The following is an 18,581-nucleotide window of genomic DNA, read 5'->3' on the forward strand; positions in this document are numbered from 1 at the left end:
AGAAACCGTTAATTTTTTAGCAAAATCGAAATGAAAAAATTATTGTTTTTACCATATTAATTATTTGGTGTATTCAAAAACTATTTTGTACATTTGCAACCTGTTATTCAACCTCTGACGATAAACGTGTAAGTTGCTTAGCTTTAACATTTTATTTTATAATAATGGATTTATTAAAGTACGTACAAGACAAGTACATTGCGAAAAAAGAATTCCCTGAATTCAAAGCAGGTGATACAATTACTGTGTATTACGAAATTAAAGAAGGACAAAAGACAAGAACTCAGTTCTTCAAAGGTACAGTTATCCAATTAAGAGGTACTGGATCTACAAAAACTTTCACAATCAGAAAAATGAGTGGTGATGTAGGTGTAGAGAGAGTATTCCCTATCAACTTGCCTGCACTTCAAAAAATCGAGGTTGACAGAAGAGGTAGAGTTAGAAGAGCAAGAATCTATTACTTCAGAGATCTTAGAGGTAAAAAAGCGAGAATTAAAGACGCTGCTTACAAGAAGAAATAATTCAGACAACAATACATACAAAAAGAGGCTGTTTATCTATAAACAGCCTCTTTTCTTTTTTAGAATAATCGTAACATTATTCTTTATACGGAACTCCTTTTCCCGTTTCCAGAAATAGTTTCAGGCTACTGATAAATTGCAGCCAACCATTAGAGCATATGTCATAGCATTCAATAAGCGGATGTAAACCAATATGGGTAAGGGTAAGCAGAACTCTATTATCCTTTTTCTCTATTTCCCAAACAATGGTTGTACCCATCCATTCTTTTTGATTTTTCAGTTCAGGAATGGCAATCAAAGAATCTTCAACATACCAGATAACCTTTGAATTGATGACTAAATCTTTCACCCGTATCGTTTTGTGAATATGATCTCCAAATCGTACCGTGAATACTTCATTGGCTTTTCCAGATGATCCTTTAAACATTTCAGTCCACCAAAGAGGAATTTTATGTGTCAGGGCATCATATACTTTGTCCGGCATGGTTATTATCTCGATTGTACTGCTATAATTGTCCATAAAATATATTTTTTTTTTGGTAATACAATTTTATATAAATTATTTTTCAGGGAACTTTCCATAAGGCAAGAAATTTTTCAAGGAAACATGACCCCTAAGATTGTCTACTCGTTCTTCATTAGATATTGTAATGGTGTAGCTCCTGTATGCTTTTTGAAAAACTCTATAAATGCGCTATCTGAAGAAAAGTCCAGAATATGAGACACCTCTCCTATTGAGTTACCTTCTACCAAAAGCTCTATGGATCTCTGAAGACGCCATTGCTGTCTCCAGTCCTGATAAGACAGTCCCGTTTCTTTTTTAAAAATACGGGTAATTGTTTTTTCAACCGCCCCAGTTTCTTCTGCCAGTTTTTTTAGCATGGGAGGCATAGATATCCGTTTTGTCCATTCTTCTATCGCATTCTTAAAACGTCTGTCATGTGGCATTTTCAGCTCTAATTTTTCTTCAGGAGCATCGTCCATTTCATTCCAGAATACTTTTAGAATATTCTCCTGATTCTTACTAAGAACATCCCAATCCCAGAAGCAGATTCTTTCAATAATCTCTTTCAAAAGTGGGCTTACATGCAAAACCTTAAGGCTGGAATGCATGTATTTTTCTGCATATTCCTCATTAAAATAGATGGATCTGTACGCTACCATATTGCGAAAATTTACCCGATGAACTTCATGAGCCGGAATCCAAAGCATTCTGAACGGAGGCAATACAAACTGTTGATCTGATGTGGTAACCGTCATACAGCCTGATGGGGCATACAGCAACTGTGCCTTGGAAGTGTGAAAATGAAATCCGGAATCATGCATGACCATATCAGAAGCAATTCCAATTACTTTTTCTTGAATAGAATCTGCATTAAATTCTTCATTTTGTCTGAGTATCGCCATGTCCTATTTTTGATATTTTTTGTTTTTATATCATTATAAATATACACTGAAATTTTCAAAACTTTGCAGAAAAAATGAAAAAGACAAATCCACTTTGGTTATTGACCCTGTTGGTGATGCTGCCTCAGTTTGTAGAAACCATCTACAGTCCTGTTTTGCCAATGGTTCAGGAAAAATTTGGAGTAAATGAAGAATCTACCATGTTAACCATCAGTTTATATTTTATTGCTTTCGCTTTAGGAGTTGCATTTTGGGGAGTACAGTGTGACAGGATCGGAAGAAAAAAATCTTTAGAATACGGATTGATCACTTATGGAATAGGAACTTTTGCAGCTATTTTTGCCCCTAGCTTCGTTATTCTGCTTGCTGCCAGAATAGTTTCAGCATTTGGAATTGCAGTAGGCTCAATCGTTACTCAGACTATTTTAAGGGACGTTTATGAGAGGGATCAGATCAGTAAGGTTTTTTCATGGATAGGGATCGGTTTATCCATCAGTCCTATTATCGGGATGATCACAGGTTCCGTACTTGCTTCGTCTACAGGACATCAGGGTGTTTTTATTACTTTGTATATGTTGGCTGTTCTATTTTATATTTTGGCAAGAAAAAAGGTCTCTGAAACCAGAGATTCAGGAAAAGAAATAAGTGTTAGTACCCTTTTTAGTTTATTAAAGAGAATGCTTGGCGATCGGGATATTATCAGGTGTTGCCTGCTCATTATGAGCTTTAATGTTTTGTTGTTTTCGTATTATTCACTGGCTCCATTTATATTTAAGGAGCAACAGTATTCGTCATATATTTTCGGATACAGCAGTATGATATTGGCCGCAGGAACTTTTACAGGAGCCAAACTGAATAGGTTTCTTTTATTAAGAAATATTTCACCTAAGATTTTAGTTCAGAGAAGTACAATGGGTGCACTTGCGGCTTCTATTTTGGTCTGGATATTAATGGATTATGGAATTTATTTTTTAATTCCTTACTTTTTCATTGTTATGGCATTCAGTATGGCCATTCCAAATATTTTAAGCACAGCCTTAATTAATTATAAAAATGAAACGGGAAGTGCAGGAGCTTTACTAGGCCTTATTTATTATATATTGATTGGTATTGGGTTGGTAAGTATCGGATGGATTCAAAATCTGGGACTCTCTTGTATTATCTTTTCCGGAATTGGTGTTTTGGCTATATTCATTCAACTGAAAAGGAAGGCTGTTTAACTATAAACGGTCTTTTCTTTTAAATAACAGATCTATATAATATTTAAGGACAAACAATCCTATTCCTAAGGGAATCATTGATAAGCAAAGAATCATAAACGGCCAAAACCACAAATGCCAAAAACCACCGCGGATGGCTTTTGACGGGTTATCCTTGTCAAAGTAAACAGTGACTTCATTGGACCACGATCTATTGCTTGAGCTGTAATCGGCATAAAGCTCATGAGACTTATTGGAAGTATCATAGTATCTGATTATAGGAGAATACATTTTGGTATATCCGCCATCATCGTCCTTTGACCAACTTTCTTCGTAGCCTGTAATATTTCCTCCTGTCTTGATGCCATTGGAAACCAGATCCAGATGTATGGAAAATTTACTGTAGCTGTAATAGACTCCTCCACCACCCATTCCCAGGAATAAAAGCATAAATATTACGGAGAAAAAAACCACCCAAAAACTATCACCTTTCTTTTCCTTATTGAATTTCATATCTGGATTTTAATAATGAATATCTACTTATTCACTCTGGGACATTAATTGTTTTTCTCTTATAATTGTAATTAAAAAAGATAGATTAACGGCCAGTAAAGCTGCCGGTACAAAGGATTCTTCAGTCTTTCCCGAAAAATAGACTCGTACTGCATACAAAATGATAAAGATAGGTATTGAAATTTTAAAACTATTCATAATAAGCCCTAGCCTAATAGCCGCATTGAGCGTACTGTTTTTTGCGTCATTCTTTAATTGAAAATAAAGGAATAAGGCCAATAGCAAGCAGGGTATTAAAATCTCAACATTCTTTATCATTATTTCATTCAACCCGATTACCAGCTTAAAAAAGCTTCCAAAAGGAGATTTTAAGATCAGTAGAATAAAAAGGAATGCAACAATAAACAATCCTGCTAACATGGATAAGGAGGCTTTAAGCTTATTCACTCCCTGGCTTTGCATATCTTCCAGATACTTCGAATACATCACTTTCAGCCCTGCAATTTTTTCATTTTTACTATTCTTAATCTTATTGTAAAATAGGTACAAGAATATCATTTCAGCCTGAAAGAAGTTCATTACAATAACTTTTTCAAACTCAAAAAAGGTTTCCCTATTCAAGGAAAACCATAGATTTATATAAGAGCTCATAAAAACATATACAATGGCATAAATCTGAAAAAACATCAAGAAGTTTCTTCCTAAAAAGTTTACAATGCCTTGTACTTTACTTATCAAAGTTTATGTATTTAAATGCTGTATTTTGTGTTGAAAAATAACTGTTTATAAAATAATTTCCAAAGGAGAGTTTTTATTTTTTCTATAAAATAATATATACTCCATAAATGCTTCTTTCTCGTCCTGATTATCAATAAACACTCCTGGGGCATCCTCTTTCTTTTGAAGACCCACTAGTTTTCCGTTTCCGTAAAATACAAGCTTGTAGTTTTCTAAAGGGAAAAGCTTCACTTTATTATTTTCAATACCTGAAACATAAGAATTTTCAGCCTGCGCTCTTTGTTCTTTGGTATAGTACATAGATGCAAATGTATTATCCTGTCTTAGTTTTGTAAGTTCCTTATATTTGGCCAGATCAGCATCTTTAAATGCATTTGTATATTCTATATATTTTTTTTCTAATTCCTTTAAGATCACTGCCTGGTCTTCCTTGGTAAGATCCATACCTTGTCTCCAGTCGGTTAATTCATAGGGAACATTTGCAACAAATGTTTTTTCCATTGCAAAATTCCCTTGGTTTTTAGGATCAACAGGAGGTGTTTTATAAGAAAATTTGGTTTGTCTTTCTCTAGCTTCTCCTTTTGGGTATTCATCCACTGTTAGGGATACTTCAGCCCCGGAAGGAAGCGGCTTTCCCTCTGCAACGGAAATCATCTTCATAGAGATTCTTTGCTCTCCACTTTTTGGGATAAAGCTATTGACAGGCAATCGAAATGCGGTTGCACCAACATTATAATGAAAATAGACGGGAACATCATTAATATAAATTTCAAAATAACAACCACGGGCATCTATTGCTAGCTCATACATGGGTTGATTGGTGTCTATTTTTTTTTCCATTTCTATTTCTTTAATATTAGTTTTTTTTGTACATCCGAAACTCACTATCATAATTAAAAAAATTAGGCAGTAAATTACTTTATTTGTCATCCTTTTCGTCATCAGTATATATTTTTTCTGGACCATACCATATATCTTTTTCTAATAGTTTATGTACATTATTATGTTTTATATCTCCTTTTTGGTTAGATACAACTTCGTCGTTGTTGTATACTGTTTTCTTTCTTCTTGTAATGGAAGAGTAAACTTCTAGTTTTGCTTCTGCCCCCAGGAATGTGACTGTTACATTTTTAAACATTCCTTTACTATCAGAATCCCATTCTTCTTTATATTCTACACCTGCACCAAGGGAGGCTTTTATTTTTAATTCTTCTTGGGTTTCATAGGTTATACCATCTCTTACAATGGTCGAAATTAATGCAGTCCCTTCATAATTTACTCCAGCTTCAAGGCTGGCATTCACTGTAATTGTAAATTCTCTTTTCAGCTTTTCGTCCCAGCCGTCCAAGTTGTGATAGCCTATGGAGATATTCCCGGCCACTTCTGCCGTAAATACGAAATTAAAGAAAATATCTAAACCTTTAACGGTATATTCTAATGCCTTAATGATTAATTCTACAGCCTTACCAATCCATCCAAATTTCCCCACAATGGGTACTAAATCTACTGTAATTCCAAAAGCAATAAAAGGTTTTAGCGCTACGCCTCCTTCAATTCTCCAACCAACCTGTCCCAGATATTCTGCTTTTTTGGCTACTTCATGTTTCCATTTTAAAGCAATGGCAACATTTGGTGGATCAATAGTAAAATCAAACTTCTTTAATACTCCTTTTTTATAGGCAGCGGATTGTGTTACATCTTCGTTGGTACCATCAAAAATTTCTGATTTCTCATAAACAGCATTGAAAGTACCTATTACTTTTTTTATAGACTTCTCTATTTTATAGCCGGCTTCGTAATCTTTACCGCTTGTGGAAGCCTTCAATGTAAAATCGGCTCCTACTTTTCCTTCTGTTTCTGCTTCAACGCTCAGCTCCTTTCTTACATACTTAAACCCAAACTGCCCGTGATACCCTCTCAGGTTCTCTCTTGTTGCTTGAAATTTGAATGTCGTTTTTTTCCATAAAGGAACGGCGATAAGAGCGGCCAGTTCCCATTCAATATCTGGAAATATTTTTATGCTGCCAATTTGATTTGGATATCGGCATGTACTGATTGGTAAAAAATAGGTTTGCGCGCTGCCTGAGGATAAAATAAAATACCTTAATGTCCATAAAGAATTCACCGCTTCATTAGCATACTTACTATTTGCATAGGCCTGTACTCCTTCAAAAGCCGTTTTATTATACACATATTTCAGCATTAAGGTAATCTTCTCATTGCTGTCTAGCTTATAATCAACTCCCTCTCGCCACTGCTGTGCCATTCCTGCATTATATGAGGTGTTTGTTTTTACAACATCGGTATCATTCTCATTTTCTTTAGTAGGCGTTACTCCTGCATTTCTCTGTTGTTCCTGATGGGTGGCATCTGTACGTCTTACATGGTCATTTCCATTCTTTAAAGCGGCATATACCTTATCAACCTGAAAAACGTTCTTTTTAGCAGAATGTTTCAGGCCCTGATCCAACAATAATCCCTGACAAAAGGAATCCTGAGTAGTAAGCTGGTCCAGGGTAATGGAAATATTCTTTCGGGTATCTCCGGTTATAACGGCAAAGCTTTGTTTGGTTTTATCTATTGCTCCTACAGTTGCTGTTTCATCGAATATGACCAATGCTGCTCTATCTTTATCATCCTCATCTTTTAGCGTAATCTTTGAATAGCCGCATGGATCAAATTCTCTTTTTTTATATTCAACATCCCCAATATATTGGATCATGTTATTTTTCTCCTGTTCAATACGCTCAAGATAATGATCCATCAGTTCCTCGGAAACGATAAATCTACTGGAAATAGATTTCTTATTATCTATATCTTTTAAACCCAGTATTTCAGGGTCATACTGTACGAGATCGGTTGTGGGATCATCCGCATAATTTTTATAATTAACCCTTTCTTCTTTCTGATTGGTTCCATAAATCCTTCCTGGCTCTTCCCAATATTTATAAACTTCTATTACAACAGTGAAATTTTTCTTTGTAAGCTGGTTTTTCTTCCATTCAATATCTATGGGGAAAGTAAGGTTAATATAAGAATTCCAATTATCTCCACTTACACCATTGGCTATATTATATATTCGAGGCTCTTCCCAAAGGTTATTATCTTCGAAATCATCCGTTTCCTTAAGGCCTTTTGCAATATCTTCTTCTAATAAATATAGTTTTGCTTTGTATTTATTCTTTTTATCCAGATTATAGGCATGAAGCATAATCTGCAATGAAACATTTTCTCCATAGCGTTTCACCTCCTCACTTTTTGTAAAGTAAGCAAAGGATATCTGGGGCTTATCCACCGGAATAATATAAAAATAGAAACCTGTTCCCGGACTTTCAGTAAAAAGCTCAACCCTCTGTTTATATCCATAATAATAGCTATAGCCGTCAGGATTAAAAATAAGTTTACTCCCTTGTTTATATTTGGTTCCCAAGCCATATTTAGCTACATTATCGGTACCTCCGCTAAGAGATCCCCATAAGTTTTCAGAAATGTCTTCCTGTTTGGCTTTCTCTAATTTCTGGAAGAAAAATTCATAAATAAAGGCCCATCTGGCCTTACTAACAGTTTCCTTAGGATTTTTGGTTTTTCCTCCAACACACCTTTCATCAACACTAAATTCGTTACTATTATTGGTATATAATATATAAGTTCCTCCTTTAGAAACAGAGAATAACTTATCATTTTCTTTCCAGTAGCACCCTTGTAACCCTACTTTATTTTCAATATTTTCTGCCATAATTATTGAGCATTTAGAAATTCGTAAGGGTCTTTTTTATCAAGATTTTTCATATCCATCATCGGATTCACATGCGACTGTAGTTCACTGTCAGCTTTCTGTATATTCTTTTTGGCAGGTTCCCCCATTTGGCCTGTCTTGATGATGGTAATGCAGTCGGTACCACCTATTGGGCAGGTTGCCTTGCTGTCTTCCAGTAAAATATAACCTCCAGGTGGGTCGTAGAGTTCTTTTTCATAATACCCGCTCCATTGTGTAACAACAGCAGAACAAGGGGTATTATTTTTTTTGGAGCATGAACCGAAAGTATTCTTTTCAAAAGTAGCTCCAATATCTTTATGAGTAGCTGCCAGTTTACTGCTGCTCTCATGGTCATTCACATAATATTTGGTTTGCGTAAGTACCTTTAGCTTATCGGGTGCAGTGCCGAAATTGCATTTGCAGAGTGCTCCCTGTACTACTTTTTCTTTTAGTGACATTTTGGTGTGTTTTTGTAAAAATAAACCTTTTTATTGAACTGGTGGCTTCTACCAGTCATTTTCTATTCTTTCGAAATTATCAAACCCCCATTTATTGGGTGGTACCTTTACCAGCCCCCCTGTAATAAAGGGACTGCTCTCATCCAGTACTTTATTTTTGTACTCATCTGCCCCCATCTGATATTGGGTATACTGTATTTTCTTAATACAACTTTTGATTCCTTCCCGATTCTTTGAAAACACTTCAAAATAGGCCCTTGTATGCATAGGAAAATGATGATACAAGTCATGATCAAAAATCACTTTTAAGGTCATGAATAAAGGGTTTTGTTTATTGTGATCTTTAGGATAAAAATAATCCGGAGCCCCTATTTCATTACTTTCAAATTCTATTACAAAAGAATGATAATCTGTAGGAAATTTGTTGATCGTCTGTGTTCCTGAAAACCTTAGCGGTTCCTGATAGGGAATAACAGCCAGATATAAATCTCTAGCTACGCTTCTGGTATCTCCATAATGGATAAACTTAGGGTGAAAAAAAAGATTCCAAAACCAATCATAACGTAGGCTTTTTTCAGTAAAGGCTTTGTTTTGAAGCTTCTTTTCAAAGTTGATAAAAAAATCATCCAAATCACTACTGCTGTATTTTTCTGACAACTTTGATTTTTGAATATTCCACCTTTCTACAATTGTGTTGTAATTGGTAATTTCACCCGTCCCAGTTCCCTTTTCATTGAGATCTGTTTCCACAGGATAAACCGTTGATGATAATGCAGATGAAATAATTTCACTAATCTGATCAGCTTCATGCTGATTATAAAATATTTCTTCTTTATTAAGACTTAAAGTACCCTTACCATATTCTATATTTATATGGGCAGTTACCGTGTAATCTATTCTTTTGGACGGAATGTCTTCATTGCCAGAAAAGTATTTCACAGACACGCCATATCTTCTCTGCTGAAGTCCAGAGGGTTTTATTTTGATGTTGTTTAACCTGCCTAGAATTTCTTTTTTGGATAATCTTATTTCTGACATTATTAACTCCTTGTGTTTTTATTACATCCTCAAAGTTAATAAATTTCTATTTTATCTCATTATTTAAAAAAATAAACATAAATAGCAAGCTAACATTGTCTATTTACTATCTAAATTAACTATTTAATAAAATTATATAAAGCTTCAAAAAACTTAGAATAGACTTCTACATGAGGAAGGTGTCCTACATTTTCGAGCTCTACCAATTGAGAGCCGGCAATCTCATGTTGGGTTTTCTTTCCTAGCTCCTGATATTGTCCCATTTTCGGTTGAAGTTCCTTGGGAGCTCTATCTTTTCCTATAGCTGTTCTGTCCCTTGTTCCAATGATGAGTAAGGTAGGTGTTTTTATATTTTTAAATTCATAGCATACAGGTTGATTATAGATCATATCAGTGGTAAGAGCCGCATCCCATGCCACCTGCGGATAATCCTTGTGAAGAGTCCATCCGGCAATCAGATCCAGCCATGGCTGGTACTCTTCTTTCCATTTATTATCATAGTAAAATTTTAACTGGTAGTTTTTATATGTTTCTGCTGTATTTTTAAGCTCAGACTGATAAGCCTGATCTATATTTTGATAGCCGGCAAAGGTTTTATAATCCTCCAGTCCAATAGGGTTTTCCAAGATAAGTTTCTGAACTTTCTCCGGATAAAGCAGTGCAAATCTTGTAGCAACCATCCCTCCCATTGAATGCCCTAAAACAATGGTTTTTTCAATCTTCAGCTCATCCAGAACCAATTTTGTATTTTCTGCCAACTGTGAAAAAGAAAACTGATAATTGTGAGGCTTTGAAGACTTTCCAAACCCTATCTGATCCGGAATAATCACCCTAAATCCTTTCGCTGACAAATCCTTGGCTGTTTTTTCCCAATAGGCCCCATTAAAGTTTTTTCCATGAAGAAGCATAATGGTTTTCCCATTAGATTTTTGTGGTTTCACATCCATATAAGCCATCTTCAAATTATTATCCTGAGATTTCAAATCTAAAAAATGAACCTCGAAGGGATATTGATAGTCTGAAAGTGTTACATCCAATGGTCTTATCTGCGAAAACATAAAACCCTGTCCAGCTGCAAATAGTAGAGCTGCCACTACATTTCTGAAATACTTCATGGAATTTTTCTTTAAGCTCTTAAAATTAAAAAAACCGCTCCAAAAGGAACGGTTTTCAACTGTTATTTTTAGTTAAATATTTTTTCTAAGATAATTCTGCCATTGAAACTTCTTTCTCTTTTTTAGACGGAAGATTCATTAAAACAATAGCAAAAAGGATCAAAATAATCCCTACCCATTGTATTAAAAGTACTTTCTCACCTAATAAAACGAAAGCCATTGTTACAGAAACCGGAAGTTCAAGCGATGAAACAATACTTCCCAGACCTAACCCTGCATTCGGGAAACCAATATTGAATAAAATGGGCGGAATGATTGTTCCAAACAATGCTAAAATAAACCCATAGGTAAGGAAAATAGAATAATTAAAAGAGTGAATATGCTCTGTATTATCTGTAAAGTTTAGATAAAATGCCTTTAGACCATCAAAATACATAGGTCCTATCTGCGCAAAGAATAAAAACGCAAAAACAACAATGGAACCACCTGCCAGCATAATAAGACTCTTCCTGAACACAGGCAAATGTGTAGCCAAAGTATTTGAAGTAAACATCGTTAATGTATATGAACCTGCAGCCATTAATCCCCAGAAGACTCCATGCCAATCCAGTTCTATATCCATATTTATAAGATTAGTTGCCAGGATTGTTCCTACCAGTACAATAACTACGGAAACCACTTTTCTTGCATTAGGCAGCTTTCTGGTCAGAATACTTTCTACTACAACACTAAACCATACCGACTGCATCAGCAACACAATAGCAATGGAAACATTGATGTACTGCACTGCAATATAATAAAACAAACTTGTCCCTCCCAATGAAGTTCCTGCAAGCATAAGCATTCTTAGCTCCTTAGAATTGGGCAGTGATAGTTTCTGCTTTGAGGTTAAAGTCTGGATAAAGTTCAGGATCAAAAGCCCTGCAAGACCTAATACGAATTGGGATGTGGTAACTTCAGAAGTTGTAAAACCATCATGATAAGCCATTTTCACAAAAGTGGCCAACATACCGTATATACTAGCTCCAATCCCTACAAATAAAACACCTTTTAGTATATTTTTCTTCTTCATAATTTTTTTAACAGCCTGCAAAGTTACAATATATAAATTAAATTGCCTTAAGGAGTCAACATGATAGATAAATAAAATCGCCACAAGCAAAGCTTGTGGCGATTTCTAAAATTGATTATATAAGTTAGTTATTTTTTAACAATCACTTTTGAATTAGCCTCAAAACCAAGTCCTTTCACTTTTACCATATAGGTTCCGTTTACTAGACGGTTTGTAGAAATTGCTTTTTTAGCTTCAGGTGAAACCTTATCTTCAGAAGAAACAAGTTTACCAGACATATCATAAAGTTCTACGCTTACTTTACCAATTGTCTTGCTTGGGAATGTAATATAAAACTCATCCCTTGCAGGGTTTGGATAGATAGAAATCTTGTTGTCTTTGGCAGCTGAAACTTCATCGGTAGCTAGTAAACAGTCTGCAGGTACATTAAAGCTCTCTTCCTGGTCATTAATATTATTCTTTAAACCTCCAGAAGCTCCTGTACCCAATCCTCTTTTTGCAAACACACCCCAAATCATACATTTATCCTGTCCGTTATTTTTTGCCGCATCCGCAGCCAATATTGCATCTCTACCCTCAATAAAGTTAGGATTACAAGGCTGAAGTTTTAGTGCGTCTGTAACCAATTGCAATACTCTTGTACTTCCGTTTGTAGTATTAGCCAATACATCTGAAGAATATCCATATTTCTCAACATACTTCCAGTGAAGATCCCATAGCATTGTAGCCCAAACGAAACCAATAGAGTGCGAATCTGGAACTAATACATTGCTACTATTCAAGTACTCCATACCGTTAGTATTTCCATAGGTATAAGCATTAACAGCAAAACTCGGAGAGTATTTTTTAGGTCTTATACCATCTCCATCAATTCCTTCTCCTCCTGCGTAAGTACCCATACCTCTTGCTACAGTAGCATTATCTCCTGCTTTATTTGTTAACATTAGAGCAAAGAAATCAGACCATCCCTCACCCATTTGCTCTTTACTTGAGTTTGGACTTAGACATCCGTATCCTGTTCCTGTCATTCTGTTAGATATTCCATGCCCGTATTCGTGGATTACAATTCCGTTATCGAAACTTCCGTCCGGAGTTTTATTACCTTTTAATGTAACATTTACTGTTGTACTTCCAGCAAGCTGAGTTTTAATATATTCTCCCTCAGCATTCGTAATAAGCACTGAAGAAATCGTAATAGTTGGATCATCTCCGGACATATTACTCAAATTAGCACCATTGACTGCATTGTTATAAATAATAACTGCCTTAGCACCGGCATTCTGAAGATTTTTTGTTTTAATGGCAAAAGCACAATTCCCTCTTTCAACCAAACCGATTTTCTCAGTAAGAGACGCTGCCGGTAAAGCAGTACATCCATCCAAAACAGGAGACAGCATTACATCACCTGTAATTCCGGCCATAGGTAAAGGATTACCAAACTGTGCAGTTCCGGCTCCTGGAGCACGAGGAATAGCCGCAGCTGGTGCATTATAATAAAATGCTCTTCCTACAGGTGACCAAAGGTACATCTGCATTTTTGGATTAAATCCATCCGGAGGGGTAGCAAAATTGGCATTATTAAGTCCACCTCCATCTTGAGCTTCTGCATATACTGAATCATCATCTCCTGCTCCCACTGCAGTCTTTCCAAAATTATTCTGTTGGAAATTTCTTGAGACTTCATTAAATCCAAACTGATAAAAAACATCATGAATTCTGTTATTGAGATAGAATAAATTGGTAATCGCAGCATTTCTATTATTTGCCGGAGTTCCATTAATATCAAAAGGGAAATCAAAATTTCTGGTTACTCCTCCTTCTGCCGGAGTTCCCGGTATATAAGTAGGGTCAATCATAGCTGTTCCTGCGACGTCTTCGTAAGTAAACACATTATTTCCTCTGGTAACGGTATATGTATTTACTCCATCAGAATGCCATCCTTCAGGAGATGCATTAAGAATCCAAGGGTTAGTAATGATAGATCTCGATCCAAATGTAGGAGCTTCTATAGGCAAAGGAAACACATTATAGGTTGCATTATCAGGAGCAAACAACGCAAGATTGCTACTTGCAATATTATTTTCTGGTCCAATATTCACATTTGCAAAATGATTGGAATGATCGTGTCCTGGTTCTGAAGAATAGGCGTCAGGATGGAAATCACATGATACCGTTAAGTTATTTTTATCTAGAATTTTCCCATTATTGGCATCCACCAGAATCACCCAATGATTTGGAGATTTTGGCTCCATTACTATATATTCATATGCCAGACGCAGGTCTCCGTTAGCATCATTTGCATAAACCAATCTTTGGTTTGCTGATCCTGGTCTATTATCAGACTTTTCAGAACGTTCTAAAATGGTGAAATTAGCGATTTCGGGTTTCTTTAGATCTTCAGCTATCTTTTGAAGAGCAGTCACCTTATTGATGGCTGCAGTAGCTGGTGTTGATTTTGAATAATCCTTTACAAAATTATCTACATAGTATATAACCTTATTATCTCGAATAAGTGCAGTTGCCGAAGTACTGTATACTGGTAAACCATTATAAAGCTGTACAAACTTCACTACATTTCCATTCAAAGATTTTGAATAATCAACATTATCTAAAATAATATTGTTAAGATCAGACTTCTTATATTCTCTTATTTTATTTTGAGAAATATAATCCTTAACGAGCCTTTCATTATCTTGTCCAAACAATAAAGTCGGAAAAGCAGAAAATACAGCAAACAAAAGAGGTAGAGTTTTATTTTTCATATCCATTATTAAAGCCGCTAATCTACAAATAATTAACAAACAAAAACAGGTTTCATTAACTTAAATTTAAAAATAAATTAATAAATAAAACGCATACACTATTAAACACAATTTAATAATTCACAATTAAAAGAAGAAAAGATCAATAGTATGCCTACAATAGGATGTTTAACAACATTTTTGACTTTACTTACTTTTTTTATTTCATCATACTTTTATAGCATGAAAAAATAAAATTTTTGTAATATCTCTCTTCAATTTCAAGTCTTATTTCAGCTCATTTACTTTATTTCAGGTTTAAAATTTTGAATTTTGACCTACAGTTCTGCCTGCAAACAGCAGCCATTTTCAAATCCACTAGTTTTTTCTCACAAAACAAAAAAAAGAGCCGCTCATTTGAGCGGCTCCCTATTTATAAATGGTTTAAGGATTATTTACCTTCTTCCATTTTTCTTTTCAACTCTGCTAATGCATCGATGTCTCCAAGAGTAGATCTTTCTTCGTTGTTAGAAGAAGAAGATACGTTTCTAGAAGAAGATTCTTTAACGTTTTTCTTTTCTTCGTCTCTGAAGATACCTGTGTGAGAAACTACAACTCTCTTGAATTCTTTGTTGAATTCAATTACTTTGAATTGAGCATCTTCACCTTTCTTGATTTTAGATCCATCTTCTTTCTCTAATAATCTTGAAGGACAGAAAGCTTCAACCTCAGCATCTTCGAATTGTACAGAAGCTCCTTTATCGTGAACTTCTACAGCTTTACCAGCGTGGATAGTTCCTTCAGCATATTTAGTTTCGAATTTATCCCATGGGTTCTCAGTCAATTGCTTGTGACCTAGAGATAATCTTCTAGCTTGGATATCTAGTTCAAGAACTACAACATCTAATTTATCACCTACTGCACAGAACTCAGATGGGTGCTTGATTTTCTTAGTCCAAGAAAGATCAGAGATGTAGATTAATCCGTCAATTCCTTCTTCTAACTCTACGAATACACCAAAGTTAGTGAAGTTTCTTACAGTTCCTACATGCTGAGATCCTACTGGATACTTAGCTTCGATGTTTTCCCATGGATCTTTAGACAATTGCTTGATACCAAGAGAAATTTTTCTTTCTTCTCTATCTAAAGTTAATACTTCAGCTTCTACTTCATCACCTACTTTTACGAAATCTCCAGCAGATCTTAAGTGAGTAGACCAAGACATTTCAGAAACGTGGATTAATCCTTCTACACCTGGAGCAATTTCTACAAATGCACCATAGTCAGCAAGAACTACTACTTTTCCTTTTACTTTATCTCCAACTTTCATGTCAGCAGAAAGAGCATCCCAAGGATGAGCTTCTAATTGCTTCATACCTAATTGGATTCTTGTTTTCTCATCATCGAAATCAAGGATTACAACTTTTACAGTTTGTCCGTCCTCTAGGATTTCAGATGGGTGGTTCACTCTAGACCAAGAAAGGTCTGTAATGTGGATCAATCCATCTACACCTCCTAAGTCAATGAATACACCGTAAGAAGTGATGTTCTTAACAGTACCTTCAAGAACCTGACCTTTTTCAAGTTGAGCGATGATTTCTTTTTTCTGACCTTCGATATCTGCTTCGATCAATGCTTTGTGAGATACAACTACGTTTTTGAACTCAGGGTTGATTTTCACAACTTTGAACTCCATAGTTTTTCCTACGAACTGATCGTAATCTTTAATTGGCTTAACGTCAATTTGAGAACCAGGTAAGAATGCTTCGATTCCGTGAACGTCAACGATCATACCACCTTTAGTTCTAGATTTAACAAAACCGTTAACGATTTCTCCAGTTTCGTGAAGTTCGTTTACTTTATCCCAAGCTTTAAGCGTTCTAGCTTTTCTGTGAGATAATTGTAATTGACCAGTTTTGTCTTCTCTCTTGTCAACCATTACTTCTACCTCGTCACCTACTTTTAGGCCTTGGTTGTAACGGAATTCGTTTAGAGAGATAACTCCTTCAGATTTGAAGTTGATGTCTACGATAGCTTCTTTGTCAGTTAATCTTACAACTCTACCAACTAAAACGTCATTATCGTTTAGGCTGTTAAGAGATCCGTTATAGATTTCTTCTAAATCACTTTTTTCTTTTCTCGCATCTGCATCAAGACCTGATTCAAATGAATCCCAATCAAATTGTTCTGGAGTTACGTTTTGGTTTAATAAAACCTCTGCTGAATTTGTCTCTTTTGACATTTTCTAATAAAATTTGTATTCCTTCTTTTTTAACGGTTTGAATAAATGCGGATTAAAAAATACGGAAGTAATTAATTATAAGTATTTTACTCATCAAACCTTTTCGCCACAAAAGTGGATGCAAAGGTATCATTTTTATTTGAGATAACCAAAGATTTTCTATTTGCAAAATAGTCACCTAAATAACTGACTACCAATACCTATTATTGAAAGAATAAAGAAACAAGAAGTAGATTACCCACCATTATAGATCAGATTTTCGGCTCTTTGAATTCTATTTTAATACCTACTATATATAGAAGATGAAACATCGTTGTATTATTTATATACCTTATTACCTCTCATCATCACCTGCAACCTACCACCTAAAATCATTATCTTTGCACCATGGAACTACAATCAATCTATCAAAAACTGCAGATTCAGGATATGAATCAGATGCAGAAATCTACCTATAAAGCTACAGAAAACCAACAAGACGTTGTCCTGCTCTCTCCTACAGGATCAGGAAAAACACTTGCATTTTTATTTCCTGTTCTTAGGAATCTGAAAAAAGATGCCTCAGGAATCCAGGCTTTAATTTTAGTTCCAGCAAGAGAACTAGCCTTACAGATTGAACAGGTTTTCAAAGCCATGGGATCAGATTTTAAGGTTTCTGTTTGCTATGGCGGACATGATAAAAAGATTGAGGTTAATAATCTAATTGAAGCTCCTGCAGTTTTAATAGGAACTCCGGGAAGAGTAGTTTATCATTTAAGGAATAATAATTTTGATCCGAAAACGATTCAGACTTTAGTTTTAGACGAATTCGATAAGGCTTTAGAATTGGGCTTTCATGAAGATATGGAATACATTTCTAATGCTCTGAAAGGATTATCACAACGCATCCTTACTTCTGCAACAACGATGGATGAGATTCCAAAATTTACAGGCTTAAAAAATGAAAAACTTGTTGATTTTCTAAAATTAAGTGAAGTAAAACCAGATATTCAATTGCGAAAAGTAATGACTATTTCTGAAGAAAAACTGGACACCCTTTTTAATTTGATCTGTAAAATCGGAAACAAGAGAACACTGATTTTCTGTAATCACCGTGAAGCCGTTGACAGGATCTCTGAACTTCTGCGTGAAAAAGGAATTGATAGAGAAACATTTCATGGCGGAATGGAGCAAGACGAAAGAGAGCGTGCCTTACTGAAATTCAGAAATGATTCTGCAAGAATTTTAATTACAACAGATCTGGCATCAAGAGGGCTAGACGTTCCTGAAGTTGAATCTATTGTTCATTATCAGCTTCCCCCTAAAGAAGATGCTTTCATCCATAGAAATGGTCGTACAGCCAGAATGAACGCAAAAGGCTTTGCCTATCTGATTATGACTGCGGAAGAAAACTTCCCATTCATTAAAAGCAATACTCCTGAAGAAAGTGTTGCCGGATTCAATAAAGCTCCTGAAAAAACACCTTTTCAAACCATTTATATCAGTGCCGGAAAAAAAGATAAGGTAAACAAGGTTGACATTGTAGGATATTTACTTAAAAAGGGAGAGCTACAGAAAGAAGATGTTGGCATTATCGAAGTGAAAGATACCACCTCATACGTAGCGGTTTCCAGAAATAAAGTGAATGCTCTTCTGAAAAAACTACAGAATGAAAAACTAAAAGGTAAAAAAGTAAAAATGGAGGTTGCTTATTAGGACCGCAATGCTACTTTATAAATAACAAAAGCCACCTAAGTATTTAAAAACTTATGTGGCTTTTTTGTGATTATTTTTTTAACAC

General features: G+C 35.2%; 15 protein-coding genes. 3 read left to right on the forward strand and 12 right to left on the reverse strand.

The annotated features are described in order from the left end of the window. Positions 1–164 precede the first annotated feature (164 nt). On the forward strand, positions 165–521 hold the full coding sequence (gene rplS, locus C7D53_RS10525; protein WP_068942389.1) for a 50S ribosomal protein L19: 357 nt from the start codon (positions 165–167) through the stop codon (positions 519–521). A 76-nt stretch (positions 522–597) separates the two neighbouring features. Here the strand turns inward: rplS and C7D53_RS10530 are convergent, their stop codons facing one another. Further along, entirely contained in the window at positions 598–1,041 is a 444-nt protein-coding gene (locus C7D53_RS10530; RefSeq protein ID WP_106916445.1) for an SRPBCC family protein, read from the reverse strand. Between the two features lie 104 nt (positions 1,042–1,145). After that, on the reverse strand, positions 1,146–1,928 hold the full coding sequence (locus tag C7D53_RS10535) for an AraC family transcriptional regulator (RefSeq protein WP_106916446.1): 783 nt from the start codon (positions 1,926–1,928) through the stop codon (positions 1,146–1,148). A 74-nt stretch (positions 1,929–2,002) separates the two neighbouring features. Between C7D53_RS10535 and C7D53_RS10540 the strand changes: the two genes are divergently transcribed. Next, a complete protein-coding gene (locus C7D53_RS10540) occupies positions 2,003–3,148 on the forward strand; it encodes an MFS transporter (protein WP_106916447.1) in 1,146 nt (381 codons plus the stop codon). Here the strand turns inward: C7D53_RS10540 and C7D53_RS10545 are convergent, their stop codons facing one another. The 10 genes from C7D53_RS10545 to rpsA form a co-directional block, all read right to left on the reverse strand. Further along, positions 3,149–3,640 (reverse strand): DUF3592 domain-containing protein, encoded by a 492-nt coding sequence (locus tag C7D53_RS10545; RefSeq protein ID WP_106916448.1) that lies wholly within the window; start codon positions 3,638–3,640, stop codon positions 3,149–3,151. Positions 3,641–3,667: 27 nt separating this feature from the next. After that, positions 3,668–4,219, reverse strand: coding sequence for a hypothetical protein (locus C7D53_RS10550; RefSeq protein ID WP_162926144.1), 552 nt, complete (start codon positions 4,217–4,219; stop codon positions 3,668–3,670). Between the two features lie 204 nt (positions 4,220–4,423). Further along, on the reverse strand, positions 4,424–5,218 hold the full coding sequence (locus C7D53_RS10555; protein WP_162926145.1) for a hypothetical protein: 795 nt from the start codon (positions 5,216–5,218) through the stop codon (positions 4,424–4,426). Positions 5,219–5,297: 79 nt separating this feature from the next. Next, entirely contained in the window at positions 5,298–8,114 is a 2,817-nt protein-coding gene (locus C7D53_RS10560) for a hypothetical protein (protein WP_106916451.1), read from the reverse strand. A 2-nt stretch (positions 8,115–8,116) separates the two neighbouring features. Then, entirely contained in the window at positions 8,117–8,593 is a 477-nt protein-coding gene (locus C7D53_RS10565; RefSeq protein ID WP_106916452.1) for a DUF4280 domain-containing protein, read from the reverse strand. A 48-nt stretch (positions 8,594–8,641) separates the two neighbouring features. After that, positions 8,642–9,631 (reverse strand): hypothetical protein, encoded by a 990-nt coding sequence (locus tag C7D53_RS10570; RefSeq protein WP_106916453.1) that lies wholly within the window; start codon positions 9,629–9,631, stop codon positions 8,642–8,644. Between the two features lie 119 nt (positions 9,632–9,750). Continuing rightward, on the reverse strand, positions 9,751–10,746 hold the full coding sequence (locus tag C7D53_RS10575) for an alpha/beta fold hydrolase (RefSeq protein ID WP_106916454.1): 996 nt from the start codon (positions 10,744–10,746) through the stop codon (positions 9,751–9,753). A gap of 85 nt (positions 10,747–10,831) precedes the next feature. After that, positions 10,832–11,818: an EamA family transporter gene (locus tag C7D53_RS10580; RefSeq protein ID WP_106916455.1), complete on the reverse strand. Its 987-nt coding sequence runs from the start codon at positions 11,816–11,818 to the stop codon at positions 10,832–10,834. A 128-nt stretch (positions 11,819–11,946) separates the two neighbouring features. Then, positions 11,947–14,580, reverse strand: a complete 2,634-nt coding sequence (locus tag C7D53_RS10585; RefSeq protein ID WP_228422283.1) for a T9SS-dependent M36 family metallopeptidase — start codon at positions 14,578–14,580, stop codon at positions 11,947–11,949. A 430-nt stretch (positions 14,581–15,010) separates the two neighbouring features. Next, positions 15,011–16,801 (reverse strand): 30S ribosomal protein S1, encoded by a 1,791-nt coding sequence (rpsA, locus tag C7D53_RS10590; RefSeq protein WP_106916457.1) that lies wholly within the window; start codon positions 16,799–16,801, stop codon positions 15,011–15,013. 387 nt (positions 16,802–17,188) lie between these two features. Here rpsA and C7D53_RS10595 point away from each other — a divergent pair, with 387 nt between their 5' ends. Beyond that, positions 17,189–18,496, forward strand: a complete 1,308-nt coding sequence (locus C7D53_RS10595; RefSeq protein ID WP_106916458.1) for a DEAD/DEAH box helicase — start codon at positions 17,189–17,191, stop codon at positions 18,494–18,496. Positions 18,497–18,581: the final 85 nt, after the last annotated feature.

This window comes from Chryseobacterium aurantiacum (assembly GCF_003020585.1).
In the GTDB taxonomy this organism is placed as follows: Bacteria; Bacteroidota; Bacteroidia; order Flavobacteriales; family Weeksellaceae; genus Chryseobacterium; species Chryseobacterium aurantiacum.